This window comes from uncultured Legionella sp., from assembly GCF_937871865.1.
In the GTDB taxonomy this organism is placed as follows: Bacteria; Pseudomonadota; Gammaproteobacteria; order Legionellales; family Legionellaceae; genus Legionella.
On record NZ_CALMPD010000247.1, the window covers coordinates 1 to 14,639 of the forward strand.

The window sequence follows — 14,639 nt, forward strand, 5'->3', positions numbered from 1 at the left end:
AACAGGATGATTTCAAATTTTTGCGTCAGGGCGCAAGTTCCGGAGCGCTAGGCCAGATAAACCCGAGACAGTACCTCCTACCGTATAGGCATTGGTAGCGCAGGTCACTTGCACATTGGTGATGTTCGAAGCTCCTGCAGTGCCACTGCCATTGGTCACGGTGCAGGTTTGGGTGCTGGGTTGAGTGAGTATCGTCACATTATAGGTGGCACCTTGAGCAACGGGCGTTGAAAAAGTAAAGGAGCCGTTGCTGTTGCGCGTCAAATTATCGCTGCCGTTATTTTGCAGCACAACCGATTCCGATGCTGCAAGCCCTGAAACAGAGCCCCCTACGGTTCGGGTATTGGTGGAGCAGTTTACCGTTACATTGGTGATATTAGCGTTGGTGATGGTACCGCTGCCATTGGTTACGGTACAGGTTTGGGTTGCAGGCTGACTTTGTACGGTGACCAAATAAGAGCCCCCTGGAGGCAGGGCATTGAAAAAGGTAAAAGTTCCATCGGCATTCATGGTCAGTGCGTCACCACCATTGTTCTCTAACACCAAAGTCCCTGAAAGCCCAAATACAGAGCCTCCTACCGTATAATCCACTGCAGGCCCGTTGGTAATGCGTAAGCTGTTTGCAGCACTTGGTTGATAGCATTGATTTGGATTACCTCGGCTACATACAACAGGTCCACCTGAGACATTCCCGTTTAACGCGCTGCCGTTAATGGATAAATTTAAAGTACAGGATTGCTGATAACCTAAAACAAAGGGGTTTGGGCAATTTCCTGTGCTCGTTACCTGGGTTACACCAGGAATGGCTTTCATCACTAAGGTATGTGACTTTCTGGATTGATTGGTGACTTGATAACTTACCGTCGCGGTATCATTTGCCGCCACCGTGATGGTTGTTGGTGTTAATGGGGTAAACGTCCACACTGGCTTTCCAGCATATGCCAAAGCCATGGCACATACGAGCCCTATGCCTAGCATTATTTTGTGAATAAATTGTCTACTGTTCATCTTGTTTCCTTATGCAATATAAGTGAGGTTAAATAAAACCCCATTGGTGTAAAGAGGGTTTAAGGTAAGGCCGCTGTTTTGGGTTTGCTCAGGCGCTCTACCCAGGCTGCTTTTGCCCCAGTCGGCAAATTCATAGGCTCCAATGTAATGAACCATCCCACCCACTGAGTTGGTATTTAATAGTAACCAGCTTAGTATTCAAATTGACTGTTTGAAACTGAATGGGAGATTCATAATGAATATTAACGTATTAGGTATAGACATAGCGAAAAATATTTTTCAACTTCATGGCGCTGATAAAAATGGTAAAAAGCTATTAAAAAAACGAATTGAACGAACTCAATTAACTGAATACGTGGCTAATTTGCCTCAATGCACGATTGTCATGGAATCCTGTGGTGGCTCAAATTACTGGGCGCGAGTTTTTCAGAGATATGGTCATATCGTTAAATTAATTAGCCCTCAATTTGTTAAGCCATTTGTTAAAACAAATAAAAATGATGCCAATGACGATGCCCACTTATTGAAAAATACTCAAATTATGATGCATTTAATGCACATTTTAATAATGCTGATATTCGTGAATTCATTGATAAAAAACAAAATGAATTACTGTTATCGATGAATAATAGTGTGCATATTACGCGCATTGATTCTTTAGGTACACGAGGACAAGATGAAGAAGCCTCAAATCTTTCCTATAGGAATGAAATAATATCTTAGCTCTTCGGATGAGCTTTCAAGACGAGATTAAATGCTGTAGAAAATGCATTTGAGAGGGATTTAATATAAGATCGCGAAATCCCCCTTTTTGTCAGTTCTTCCACAGGGCCCCAAACAGAAGGCAGCTGGGCACCGTCAACTTAACTAATGGTCTAGACTGTATTTCATTTAACAGGAAGGTCGAGATGGTGGAAAGGAAACCGAAAAGATACCGTTATCCCTTGGAATTAATCAGCATCGCGGTATGGAGTTACCATCGTTTTAATGACAGTTATCGGAATGTATCGGAGCGCTTGCTTTATCGTGGTATTGATGTCAGTTATGAGACGATACGTCAATGGTGCATTAAGTTTGGGCCTCATTTTAAGAACATCATTAAAAAGCGCGCCTCCAGACCATCGGACAAATGGCACCTGGATGAGCAGCAACTACGGATTCGGGGCGCGATGTATTATTTATGGCGTGCCGTGGATGATGAGGGGTATGAGCTGGATGTGTTTCTGCAAAAGCGGCGTAATAAAAAAGCAGCCATCCGCTTCCTGTCTCGTCTATTGAACGCTCATCCCAGGCCTCGGGTGATTGTAACCGATAAGCTCAGGAGCTACATCAAGCCCATTCGCCAGATGTGCAAAGGAGCCGAGCACCGCTCGCACAAAGGGCTTAATAATCGGGTTGAAAATGCCCATCAACCCACGCGCAGAAAAGAAAAATGCCTCATTCGATTCAAATCACCTGCAGGGGCACAGGCCGTCATCGCGCTCATGGGTGAAACGCGTAATCTCTTTGCTGTGGCCGTCGGACGCTATACCCATTCAGCCTCTCATCGAAGAGAACAATTTCAAAAGGCTAAAGAAACCTGGCAAAATACTGCTTCTGAGATTCTTTGCGCCTAAAATTCGACATGCTCTCTTTGATTCTGCTTTAAAAAGTTAAGTTAATAGTATGGACCCAGCAACTTTAAAGAGGCTTCGTAATGAGCCAGAATGAGCGTGTTATGAAATCATTCAAAAAGTGGAGGATCCATGAATAAAGAGCTTAAAACATTAGGTGTTGATTTAGCAAAGAATATATTCCAACTCCATGGAGCTAATGGTGCTGGAAAGCAGGTATTAAGTAAACGCCTTGGAAGGGAGCAATTCATTGAGTTTATGAGTAACTGTACGCCGTGCCTGGTTGGTATTGAGGCCTGCTCAGGCTTCCATTATTGGGCACGAACCCTTCAATCCCTAGGGCATGAAGTTAAAATCATAGCGCCACAATTCGTAAAGCCCTATGTTATGGCGAATAAGAATGATAAAAATGATGCTCGCGGAATAGCGGAGGCAGTTACGCGTCCAGAAATGAAGTTTGTTGCTGTAAAATCAGCGGCTCAACAAGAGGTGTTGATGGTGCATCGGATAAGAGAGCTGTTAGTGAAACAACGAACAGCTCAAGCTAATCAGATACGAGGATTATTGAATGAGTACGGCATTATTCTTCCACAAGGTATTCGTCAGGTTCGTCAACTGATGGAGCGATTGGATGATCATCAAGCCCATTTAAGCAGTACAGCATACGCCTTATTTGTTCGACTTTATGAACAATTTAAAGCAATCGATAATGAAGTAGGCTTTTACGACCAGGAAATCAAAGCGCAAGCGATGAACAATCCCTTATGTTGTGAGGTGATGAAAATAGAAGGCATTGGTCCCATGACTGCCTCAGCAATTGTGGCCAGTATTGGCGACCCGAATGTATTTAAAAATGGCCGTGAAGTCTCTGCATGGCTTGGGCTAACTCCAAAACAAAACTCCAGTGGGCATAAAATCCGATTAAGCGGTATCAGTAAACGAGGAGACCGTTACCTCAGGACGTTACTCATCCATGGGGCGCGCACTGTGACGCGATACTGTGATAATAAAGCAGATGTGAAAAACCAATGGGTTGCTCGTAAAAAGCTTCAGCATGGAGCCAATAAAGCAGCAGTCGCTTTGGCCAATAAAAATGCTCGAATCATCTGGGCTATCATGGCAACCGGTGCGTGTTATCAACCTGAACTGGCGTGTGCTGCATAAAACACAACACGAATAAATACAGAGTTACTACCGTCTGGAGTGTGCTTAAGGTAAAACAATAAGTGATAGCAAAACAGGTAAGACCTGCTCTTTCAAAACCTAACATCGTCATGGGTTCTAGATACCGATAAGTTGATGAGGAGGAAGAGCGCAGAGACTATCAGGGCTCAGGTGCTGACAAGGCGCTGTAACAAGAAGCCGTATACATGGCTGCATCTCTATCTCGTTTGCTAACATTTTATTCAATTACTTCTTGCATCCAGGGCTGGGTCCATACATGACGATGCCCCTCCATCATTATTACGGTGTGTATTGTGAAAAAAAGAACATTTGGGCGTCAAAAATAAAATCAATCAAAGGGCTTCGTGACCTGGGCACCACTGATTTAACTGTTTTGAAGAACAACATCGACAGCAGCCTTGTGAACCGCTTAATGGTTCTAGCCGATGCTATCAGTGAACACAGTAAGGGACTTAATACAACAGGAGCCAGGTTGAACCAGATACTCAATACCTCGAACATCAACGCGTAACTATCAAAATCAAGGGTAGGGGAATTTGAAGTGTTTGTACGTCCTGTACGTTAATGGATTTTACGCAATAAAAAAAGCATTCATGGGGCGCAGTACCTTCCACAGGAAGCTATTGTGAGCACGCATTGAATTAATCAGTTTCTTTAAAGAAAAGCCCCAAAATCGCCTTTAACACTCAGGCCGACAGCAGTGACTCTCCATACTGTTCTATGCGCTACGAGCTTAAGGCTTCTGGATCTTATTAAAAATACTAACTAAAATGAATAAAAACAAAGCATCTATTGTTGTGACACAATAATTAAAAAACCGTTTCAATGCAAAGAGAAGACATGGAAAATAAAGAAACCTTCAGTTGCTATGTCATTGGAAATGATACCCTAACAATGCATTGTGCTTCTATATTGGCAGAAAAGAATCATTCAGTATGCGGGATTATTTCTTCATCGCCTCAAGTTAAGGCTTGGTGTCAGGAGCATCGTATTTCGTTCATAAATAACATTAATGAGTTTGAGCAACGACATATTCATACCTCTTTTGACTACTTATTCAGCATTGTGAATGATGTGATCCTTCCTGAGTCCATTCTTAGCGCACCAAGAGTTCATGCGATTAACTACCATAACTCACCATTACCAAAGTACGCAGGACTCTACGCCACCTCTTGGGCTATCTTAAATAATGAATCAGAACACGCCATCACCTGGCATCTCATTGAACCGCAAATTGATTCAGGAGCTATTGTCAAACAACGTGTCATCCCAATAGAAAAACACGATACGGCTCTAAATCTTAATTTAAAGTGCTATGAGGCAGCCATTGAGTCCTTTGCTGTTTTGGTCGATGAGCTAAGTACCAATACGGAATGCCTTGTACCACAAAATTTAGAACAACGTTCGTATTACGGGTTAAAAAATAAACCCAAAAATCTCGGCTTTGTGACTTGGAACTCGAGCGCAGATGAAATAGACCACCTCTGTCGCGCCCTGTCACTTGGCCCTTATCGTAACGAATTGGCCACAGCGAAACTGTTCATTAATAATCAGTGGTACATCATCCATGCGCACCGCATTTTGCATGTAGCCTCTCAGGGTGAGCCAGGTACTGTAGTGCATTTGTCTAAAAACGAAGTACAAATTACCACAAATACTTCGGATATCGCATTATTAAGTATCATGGATGCACACGGGGTAATTTATGATATAGAACGTTGGAGTACCCTATGCAATCTTTCAGTAGGTCACGTAGTACCTAATGTAAATCAGCTGGATTTTCCGCTGAGGGCCTCAATGCCAAAGACAGAACAATTCTGGGTGAAGGAACACACCCACTATATTCATCATGATTTATCCTTTTTAGCCACATTAAACCGAGCTAAAACTCCTGATTCAGGACGTCGTTCCTCCTTAGCTCTGCCCCAACACATCAAACACCAAATACAACAGTATTCAGCAACAATGAACGTGCCACCTTATTACCTTCTATTTACAGTGGTTTTAATCTATCTCTACCGAATCAATGATTATAAAAATTATTCGTTTCAAATCCGTGATGCAACACGCGCACCAGAAACAGGAGCACTCGGTTCCTTTTTATCCGAAACCTATCCATTCACTACGAATTTGTTCCATGATTTAGCCTTTAGCAACGCATTAACTACACTCACCAACGAACTAGTTCGCCTAACCCAGCACGACACGTTTTGTAACGATCTCTTTGTTCGTTATCCCGAATTACAAATACCCAAAAAAGAAGTATTAATTCGTTTTATTGAGGAACAACGGCCAACAAACGCCTCAGAAGAAGAATACAAACTGATTATCTCCATTGCCAAAAATGGCTCAGGCCTTCATATTCATAATAGGACCAACTACCAAGACAACGAATCCTCTTATGAATTTTTTAATCGTATCGAAGAACATGTAGCACTTCTTCTAGAAAATGCGCTCGCTCATCCTGATAAAAAACTCTACGAATTAACACTACTAAGCCAAGAAGAGCTTGGCCAAATGAGCTCTTGGAATAATACAGATTATGAGTACGATACCAGCCAATTACTGCATCAACAAATCGAAGAAATGGCTTTTAAAACCCCTCAAAATACTGCTGCCTGTTTTGAAGGACAAACCATCAGCTACGAACAGCTCAATCAGAAAGCAAATCAATTAGCCCACTACCTGATTCAACAAGGAGTACAGCCTAACGACTGTATTGCAGTACATCTTCATCGCTCATTGGACATGCTGGTCAGTATTTTAGGTATATTAAAATCAGGAGCAGCGTATCTTCCGATTGACCCCTACTATCCAAGTCAACGGATTCAATACATATTACAACACAGCCAGACTCACTACCTCATGACTCATGAACAGCATGTTCCTCAGCAATTAACCGATTACAACGGAATGATTATCAACACCAATGAGATACCCTATCACCAATTAGAATCGACCCAACCCTTGATAAAAACACTCTCTTCAGATTTGGCTTACATCATTTACACATCAGGAACGACAGGAATTCCTAAAGGAGTTGCTATACCGCATCAAGCAGCCTGTAATCACATGATGTGGATGAACACAGTCTATGATTTTAATCCAGAAGACCGCTTTTTATTAAAAACCCCGTTTTCATTTGATGCCTCGGTTTGGGAGCTTTTTATGCCCCTGGTTGTTGGAGGGCTTTTGGTTATCGCTCCTGATGAAGCACATACCAATCCGAAAGAGTTAATTGATTTAATCATCCAAAATCACATCACCATTATTCAGCTTGTACCCTCGATGCTTCGTGAGATAACCCTCACTCAAGGATTTGGTTCTTGCTCCTCGTTACGCCATGTATTTTGTGGTGGTGAAGCCTTACTTCCTGAAACCATTCATGGCTTTTATGAGCACAATACGTTTGGGGCACAACTTCATAACTTATATGGCCCCACAGAAGCAACAATTGATACTATCACGCGTACGTGCTCCATTGAGGACAGTGAGCGCTCAATCAGCCTTATTGGAACGCCCATTTTTAATACCAAAGCGTATATCCTAGATAGATACATGCAAAGGGTGCCTTCTGGAGTGTTAGGTGAACTGTTCCTTTCAGGTGATGGGTTAGCGAAAGGGTATCTTCATAATCCTCACTTAACAGAACAAAAATTTATTCCTAATCCCTTTTATCCCGAAGAGCGTCTTTATAAAACAGGGGACTTAGTTAAAAGGCATAATGATGGAGCCATTGAATACCATGGCCGTGCAGATGATCAAATCAAAATCCGCGGGTTTCGTATTGAAATCTGTGAAATTGAATCGTGTTTAGAAAAAATACATGCCGTGTACCAATGTTTGGTGAAACCAGAACGTATTTCAGAGGCCACGGTGTCTTTATCTGCCTATTTAGTTGTCCTGGAACACACTCACATCAGTGCCAATGAGCTGCGTGCTGCCCTTAAAAAAGAACTTCCAGCGTATATGATTCCATCGCATTTTTACATTGTAGACCATTTGTTTTTTACACCGAATGGAAAGCTCGATAGAAAGCACACCCTAACCCCTATAAAAAAACTCTCCATTGCTACCCAACAACAAACAGCTCCAGAAACAAAAACACAAACCCAAATACATCGCATCTGGTGCGATGTTTTAAAAAAAGAGGAATTAGGTATTGATGAGGATTTTTTTGAGCACGGTGGGCATTCTCTGATGGCGATGCACATTATTGCACGCATTCATGAGACGCTATCCATCAAATTAACCATTCGCGCGTTGTTTGATTACCCCAGTATTCGTTCTTTGTCCCAAGAAGTAGAACGCTTACTTCATAAAGCCCCCCTTAAGTGTTCACAGACGATTCAAAGCATTATTCCTTTAAAAAAATCAGGCGATAAAACGCCGCTGTTTCTAGTACATCCTGTCGGAGGCAGCATTTTTTGGTACACTGAGCTGGCTAAACACTTTGATAAAGACCGCCCTTTGTACGCGATTCAAGACCCCTCCCTAGAAACCCAATCGTTTCTTTTTGAGCACTTAGAAGAAATGGCCAGCTGTTATATTGAGCACATGAAGCACATTCAATCACACGGTCCCTATCTGATTGGAGGAGCATCGTTCGGAGCATCTGTCGCGATAGAAATAGCAGAACAATTACACAAAAAAAAGGAATCCGTAGCGGCAATTATTTCTCTAGACGGCTGGGCTGAATATCCCGCGCTCCAAAGTAGTGAAGCGCATTTTAAAGAACTGATGCAAGAGCAAAACACCCGTCTTTTAGACGATTATCAAAAAAACAATCTGAAAAATGCTGATTTTTTACTGGAAATGCAGTGGCATCGAGAGCAAATGCTGATGTCCTACACCATGCCTCGGATTAAAGCCCCCTTACTTCTTTTTAAAGCAACTCATTTATCCCCTTTATTTCAATACGACGCGCCATTAAACTGGTGGGATCAATATACTGACCTCCCCATTGAGTGTTACCTGACTCCAGGTGATCATGAAAGTATGTTTTATGCAGATAACAGCAAAGTATTAGCACAATTAATCCAGAACAGCTTAATGGATAAAGACCATGAATAGAAAAAAACAGCCCCTAACCGTTGATTCACAATTAGTGCAATCGCTCCTAAACGCCATCTCGAATCCTGTTGTATGGATTTCAGAGCATGATGTGGTTCTGGACATCAATGATGCAGCCCAACACGCCTGGAATATAAAAAAGGAGCACCTGTTAGGACACACGCTGTCTTATACACAGCACTCGCCTGAAGGAGAAGAGTCGGTACTTTACCCTGCACTCATCCAGATTGAGGAACAGGAATACACAGGCCTTATTGTAACGACAGAGCATCCCTCGTCATCTAACAATCACCATTTGGATGTCATTAGTCATTACCTATTAACCCCTTTAACACAAAACGCTAAAAACAATGATCAAGACATATACCAATATATGGAAAACATCATTGCTGAAATTCCCATCAGCGTGTACTGGATGAATGCCGAATACATTTATTTAGGTTGCAGTAACGACATGGCGAAACTGCTTCGCTTAAAATCACGCCATGACATCATAGGAAAAACGTATTCCGATCTTTATGATGAACAATCTGGAGCCTATTACAAAAAGGCAGATCAAGAAGTAATCCAAAAAGGCGTGTCATTAAGTATCGAAGAGCCCTTGTATCAACCTGATGGAGTGAAGGAGATTTATTTATCTAAAAAGGTTCCCTTGAAGAACCCTCAAGGACTCATTATTGGAATGTTAGGCATCTCGGTAAACATCACCGAACGAATTAAAATGGAACACGCACTGGAGCAAGCAAAAAAACAAGCCGAAGCTGCGAATGCAGCCAAAACCGAATTCATAGCCAATATGAGCCATGACATCAGAACACCCTTAACGGGAGTTATCGGATTATCTGAAATTTTAGAACAAAACCTTCAAGACCCGAAGGATAAAGAAAAAGCCCATATGCTGCATAACAGCGGCGAGGAGCTGCTTCAGATGCTCAATGACATCTTAGATGATGTGCGGGCAGACAACCTCAGTGAGAGCGATGTTAAATCAGAATCCTTTGATGTGCATCAGTGCATCCATGATTTGATACGTCTAGAGTCTCCAGCAACCGCTCTCAAGAATTTATCCCTTAAAGCAGAAATTGCATCGAATGTGCCTTGTTATATTAAAAGCGATTACAATAAAATCCAGCGCATTTTATTAAATTTAACCGGCAATGCCATTAAATTTACTCAATCAGGCTGTATTACGCTCAGCATTGAATGCCTGCATCACGAGGGTGACACGGTACATCTCAAATTCAGTGTATCAGATACCGGGATTGGCATCCCAGAAACCGTTCAAGCGCTCGTGTTTAACCAATTTTTTAAAGTGAGTTCGTCTTATAATGGCAGTTACAGCGGGCATGGATTAGGATTACACATTGCACAAACCTATGTTGAACTACTCGGCGGCCATATTACCTTAACGAGCAAGGAAGGTGTGGGCAGTACGTTTCATTTCGACATTGAGTGCTCATTAGGTCAAGAACCAGCACTCAATCCAAAACGAAATCCCCCACCACGACCCCCTTCTTCTTCCAAACAAACAGCTCATCTTCTTTTAGTAGAAGACAATATTATCGCGTTAAAAACGTTAGAATTCCTTTTAACACAAAAAAAATACACCTTTAGTTCAGCAACTACAGGAGAAGAGGCGTGGGCTATGTGGAACAATCACTCCTTTGATTTAATGATTACGGATATTGGGCTGCCAGGAATTTCTGGAACAGAATTAACAAAACGCGTTCGAGAACAGGAACAAAAGCACAACGTACCCCGTTTCCCTATCATTGGATTAACTGGACACGCGAGAGACTCAGCACTTGCAGAATGCATTGAAAGCGGCATGGATGACGTATTAAGTAAACCAGCACAAATTGAGCGGCTACACTCATGCATTCAGCAATGGGTACAATTGAATAAGAACCATGAGGCAACAGACAGTACCTCAGGAACTGTATCATTAGGAGCCGATTTACCGAATACAGAAGATGAATTGTTTCAATTGGAACACCTTTCGGTATTTGATGAAGAACTTGCCTTAAAGCTCTGCCCAGATAAGCCATTACTTATTACACTACTGCAACGCTGTATCTCTGATTTCATGCAACAAGACATAACACAATTAAAAGAGGCTTATAAACAACACGATTGGGCAAAAATAGAAAAGATAACCCATAAAATTAAAGGTGGGATGGCGTACTTAGGAACGCAAAAAATGTACTTTTCCTGCCAATATTTTGAGCGGTACTACAAAGCGGGTCATCGCAAATTACTCGATCCCCTCTACCATCAATTAATTCGCACTAATGATGAAACCTGTACCGTTCTACGGAGTTGGCTAAAGCACAATTAGGGGGGAACATCAAGATACGCGCCTCAATAAAATTATCTACACTCCTTTATCCATATAAAGTATAGAGGGTTCTAAATAGGAAAATCCTATTGAGCCCCCCATCATGACTTACCCCAATAGGCCTATGGAGAGTAATGGAACAGCCAACTCACTTAAGCTATGAAAATAGGCTGATAAATTGCTGGACGACCCCCCTAAAAGGAAGCAAAATCTTTTTTTATCTGTTAGTGAGCACAAAGACCTGGAGTGGAATCTTCGCATGGAGCCTTATCGTGCACGGCCACTGAAAAGAAACGTCCATAATCCTCTGTTCGCACACCTCTAGCCTTGCTTTGCTCGTCACTAGCCAATAAAAAATCTTCAAGAGAACGGATAAATTGATCCTGTTCAGAAAAGTCGACTGCCTTATAGGGCATTGACTCCCTCTGCTTAAGATTAGCCATAGCCCGCTCTTTCAGTACAATGGATGACTTTAGTTCCTCAGCGCAATCCTCCAAAATGCAACCCGATTGTTTTTCCAAAGCTGATTTCCCAATTAGTGATTCTTCCCGCTCTTTTTTCTCTGTCTCGACACGCATGGCACGCTGCTTCATTCGTATATCAACTTGTTCTATCTCTTTTTTCGTTGCTTGAATCCCTTCTCGGTGTGCCGCAATAACGGCTTCGCTTATAAATAAATCACTGTCCTTAAACTCCTTTTCTTTGCGTTGTTCAAACCGCATTTCAGTTGCCTTAAGTTGATCGAGAATTAGGTGCGATTGCTCAAGCATTTTTTTCGTTTGAGCAGTATAAACACTGAAATCACCCAGTAAGTCCTCTTCCAACTCCCTTTCATCTTCTCGTGACTTAGTCAGTTCATTGACCGCTTCATGCAGCTGAGATACAGTCGCATCAAAGAGTTCATGACTCTTCGTAACCCCCGCCACTAATCCTGACAAGGTATTAGTGGCGCTAATAACTGAACCCAGCTCTTTTTTATGCTGTTCCAGCTCGTCATTCCAGGCAATCGCTTGCCTTTCGAGCTGATTGAGGGTTGTTTCTATGTGTTGCTCCGCTTCCACCAGCTTCTTATTGACTAAAACAACTTCACTCACCTGCTCATCAATATCCGTTACCGCTTCGGCTAATTTCTGGGTCTCTTTTTTAAATTCAACAAAGGTGTCTTCAGCTTCCTTTTTGTGAGTCTCGAGAAAATCAACGACTTCCCCTTTAATCGAGACTAAAGCCTCCTTGACCTCGTCTCTTAAGAGTTCTTGCTGCTTAACCATGCTTACGATTTGCTTAACCCGCCCCTCATGATGTGCTATCAAAACCCCATGCAGAGCTAGACCAAGTATTAAAGAAGTAATGGATAATAAAATGGACGCTCCGAATGCTATGCCCAACACCCCAAAGGCCAAGGTCGCCCCAATCAATACTGCACCTTTAGTCCAAAATGAGGCATAAGCCCACGTTTGTGCCAAGCTGTCTACACTGCTATTGGGTAATAAGGCCTGCTTCAGTCGCTTGCCCTGTTCTGTGTCTGGAATGTCCATTTTTTTAGAGTTAAACCATGAAAAAACCTCAGCTATTGCTTTAGGTACCGAGGAAACCCAACTTCCAAAAACATAAATGCCATTGATAACTGTTGAAAAAAAACCATCTATGGATGTAGCCATAATAAACTCCGTTTAAATTAGTCTAAACTCAATTAAAACCAGGGGAAAGCTCAGTAGGCACCACTGCTCTGGTAACAGAGGCCTTGTGAGCAAACAAGCCCAGTGAGTCCACGTTGGAGGGGCTCGAAGCACTTAGCGTTGCAATGGTGTCTTCTTTCAACGCAATAGTGTCGGCTTGCTCTTGAATTTTTACTTTCAAAGCGTGTGTTAACGAACAGACCGTATGGAATCGCTTGTTGATATGCTCATAATCGGTGTTTAATTGCGTTAAAGCACGTTGTAAGGCGACGTTATCTTGTTCAAGCAATTGATTGGCTTGCTCAATATTGTTCTTTATTAACTCTTTACTATCGAGTGCTTCTTGAAGTTGTTGTTTTTGCGACATCAAGTCTTTAATCTGTTGTGCAGCAGCCTTTTTTTCTTCTGCAGAGACTCCTTCCTTTTCCAACTTCAATTGGTTACATGCCTCATCTAATTCCTTGATTCGTTGCAATGAAGAGGTTTCTTGACTCTTATAGTCTGCTAGAACCATTTCTAGAGTCTGTTTATGAGCCATAGTCTTTTGATAGTCCGCCTCAACGAGACTCAACTTGTGCTCTAAGGAGCCTTTTTGTTTGCTTAAACGCTTATTTAATGCGACCTGTGCCGCCAATTGTTTTTTTATACTCTCTTGCGAATTTTTCAGCTGCTCTATACTCTTCAAAGCATGCTCCTTTTCTTTAATCTGAATAGATAGCGCCTTCGTTAAAGGTACTATTTCCGCATTAAGTCGGGTAACAGTTTCCTCCTGCTTTTTTAACGTGTGAGTAAGCACGCCAATTTTTGTATTGGCTTGCGTTAAATCCTGTTGGTATTTTTTAAGTTGACTCACCACTTCATCAGTTTTTTTCTGTGCGTTACCCAGTTCCTCACTTAAACGTTCGAGTGGTTTATCTACTTTTTGTTGTAAGCTCCGCGTATTTTTTTTTGTTGCTTCGGCAGCTTCATTTAATTGAGAAGTCAAAGCGCTTAATGTTGCAGTGCTCTCAACAAGCACCTTTTTATCTTCCTTAAAATCACGAAACACATGCATCAGAGCGCCTTGAGCTTCCTCTGAAAAATTAGACAGCTCATCCATCAAGGAACTGAATAAGTCGTTATTCGAGGTAGTGTCACTAGAGCTTGAACTACTAAATTGAGCGCCTACCGCAAGGCCTCCGGTTAAGGCAAGCGTGGTTGAAGCGATTAGGGTTATTAATCCTCCAGAAGAGGAGGCTGCTGCAGCGGCAGCCGGAATGAGTAAAGAGAAGGGCATAATTTTTCCTTAAATACATCTAGAGTTACACAATGAGTCCTTCGATAAGGGCGCGAAGAGAATAACAAAATACCATATTTTTATCAAACTGAGCGTAACATACTCATTTAATGAGTCTTTTATTAATTTTGATATTCTTAGGTAGGTAACGGGTTCTCATTACCTACCTATATTGACCCTCGGGGTGAGTAGGCCTGTTGGATCACTCCAGACAGCCCCTCCTCAGAACCGGACATGCAGAACTAGGGGTTTAGGTAAGCAAATTACCATTTTATGCTGTGGCATATTATACGAATAATTGACTCTAATAATCACAAGGGCTAAATGATAGTTCCAATTCGGTTATTATTGATTAGGGGTATGATGCCGTGTATGTATTATATGAATAATCAACCTATGCGTTAGCATGGCGGGTTGCTTCACATAATACAGTAAAAATACGCATAATTATTCACATATGTCTACTTATG

9 protein-coding genes and 1 pseudogene are annotated in these 14,639 nt (G+C 42.0%); 6 read left to right on the forward strand and 4 right to left on the reverse strand.

The window, feature by feature from the left end:
• Window positions 1-12: 12 nt before the first annotated feature.
• Together Q0495_RS13070 and Q0495_RS13075 are read right to left on the reverse strand one after the other, a co-directional pair.
• Window positions 13-1,008 (reverse strand): hypothetical protein, encoded by a 996-nt coding sequence (locus tag Q0495_RS13070; RefSeq protein ID WP_298627064.1) that lies wholly within the window; start codon window positions 1,006-1,008, stop codon window positions 13-15.
• Window positions 1,009-1,017: 9 nt separating this feature from the next.
• A pseudogene (locus Q0495_RS13075) lies at window positions 1,018-1,143 on the reverse strand (porin family protein); the annotation flags it as partial.
• Between the two features lie 100 nt (window positions 1,144-1,243).
• Here Q0495_RS13075 and Q0495_RS13080 point away from each other — a divergent pair.
• The 6 genes from Q0495_RS13080 to Q0495_RS13105 all read left to right on the forward strand — a co-directional run bounded on the left by Q0495_RS13080 (window position 1,244) and on the right by Q0495_RS13105 (window position 11,217).
• Window positions 1,244-1,633, forward strand: coding sequence for a transposase (locus Q0495_RS13080; protein WP_298627066.1), 390 nt, complete (start codon window positions 1,244-1,246; stop codon window positions 1,631-1,633).
• 283 nt (window positions 1,634-1,916) lie between these two features.
• Window positions 1,917-2,624 carry an IS6 family transposase gene (locus Q0495_RS13085; RefSeq protein ID WP_298627068.1) on the forward strand — a complete coding sequence of 236 codons (708 nt, stop codon included), beginning with the start codon at window positions 1,917-1,919 and terminating at the stop codon, window positions 2,622-2,624.
• Between the two features lie 129 nt (window positions 2,625-2,753).
• Window positions 2,754-3,785: an IS110 family transposase gene (locus Q0495_RS13090; RefSeq protein ID WP_298627070.1), complete on the forward strand. Its 1,032-nt coding sequence runs from the start codon at window positions 2,754-2,756 to the stop codon at window positions 3,783-3,785.
• Between the two features lie 277 nt (window positions 3,786-4,062).
• Window positions 4,063-4,317 (forward strand): hypothetical protein, encoded by a 255-nt coding sequence (locus tag Q0495_RS13095; RefSeq protein ID WP_298627072.1) that lies wholly within the window; start codon window positions 4,063-4,065, stop codon window positions 4,315-4,317.
• 329 nt (window positions 4,318-4,646) lie between these two features.
• On the forward strand, window positions 4,647-8,879 hold the full coding sequence (locus Q0495_RS13100; RefSeq protein WP_298627074.1) for an amino acid adenylation domain-containing protein: 4,233 nt from the start codon (window positions 4,647-4,649) through the stop codon (window positions 8,877-8,879).
• The gene (locus tag Q0495_RS13105; RefSeq protein ID WP_298627076.1) at window positions 8,872-11,217 is read left to right on the forward strand and encodes an ATP-binding protein; all 2,346 of its coding nucleotides are present in this window, start codon (window positions 8,872-8,874) and stop codon (window positions 11,215-11,217) included. Before Q0495_RS13100 ends, Q0495_RS13105 begins: the two co-directional genes overlap by 8 nt.
• Window positions 11,218-11,441: 224 nt before the next feature.
• On the opposite strand, the gene Q0495_RS13110 is transcribed toward Q0495_RS13105, so the two are convergent.
• Both Q0495_RS13110 and Q0495_RS13115 read right to left on the reverse strand, forming a co-directional pair.
• Entirely contained in the window at window positions 11,442-12,875 is a 1,434-nt protein-coding gene (locus Q0495_RS13110; protein ID WP_298627078.1) for a hypothetical protein, read from the reverse strand.
• 28 nt (window positions 12,876-12,903) lie between these two features.
• The gene (locus Q0495_RS13115) at window positions 12,904-14,169 is read right to left on the reverse strand and encodes a hypothetical protein (protein WP_298627080.1); all 1,266 of its coding nucleotides are present in this window, start codon (window positions 14,167-14,169) and stop codon (window positions 12,904-12,906) included.
• Window positions 14,170-14,639: the final 470 nt, after the last annotated feature.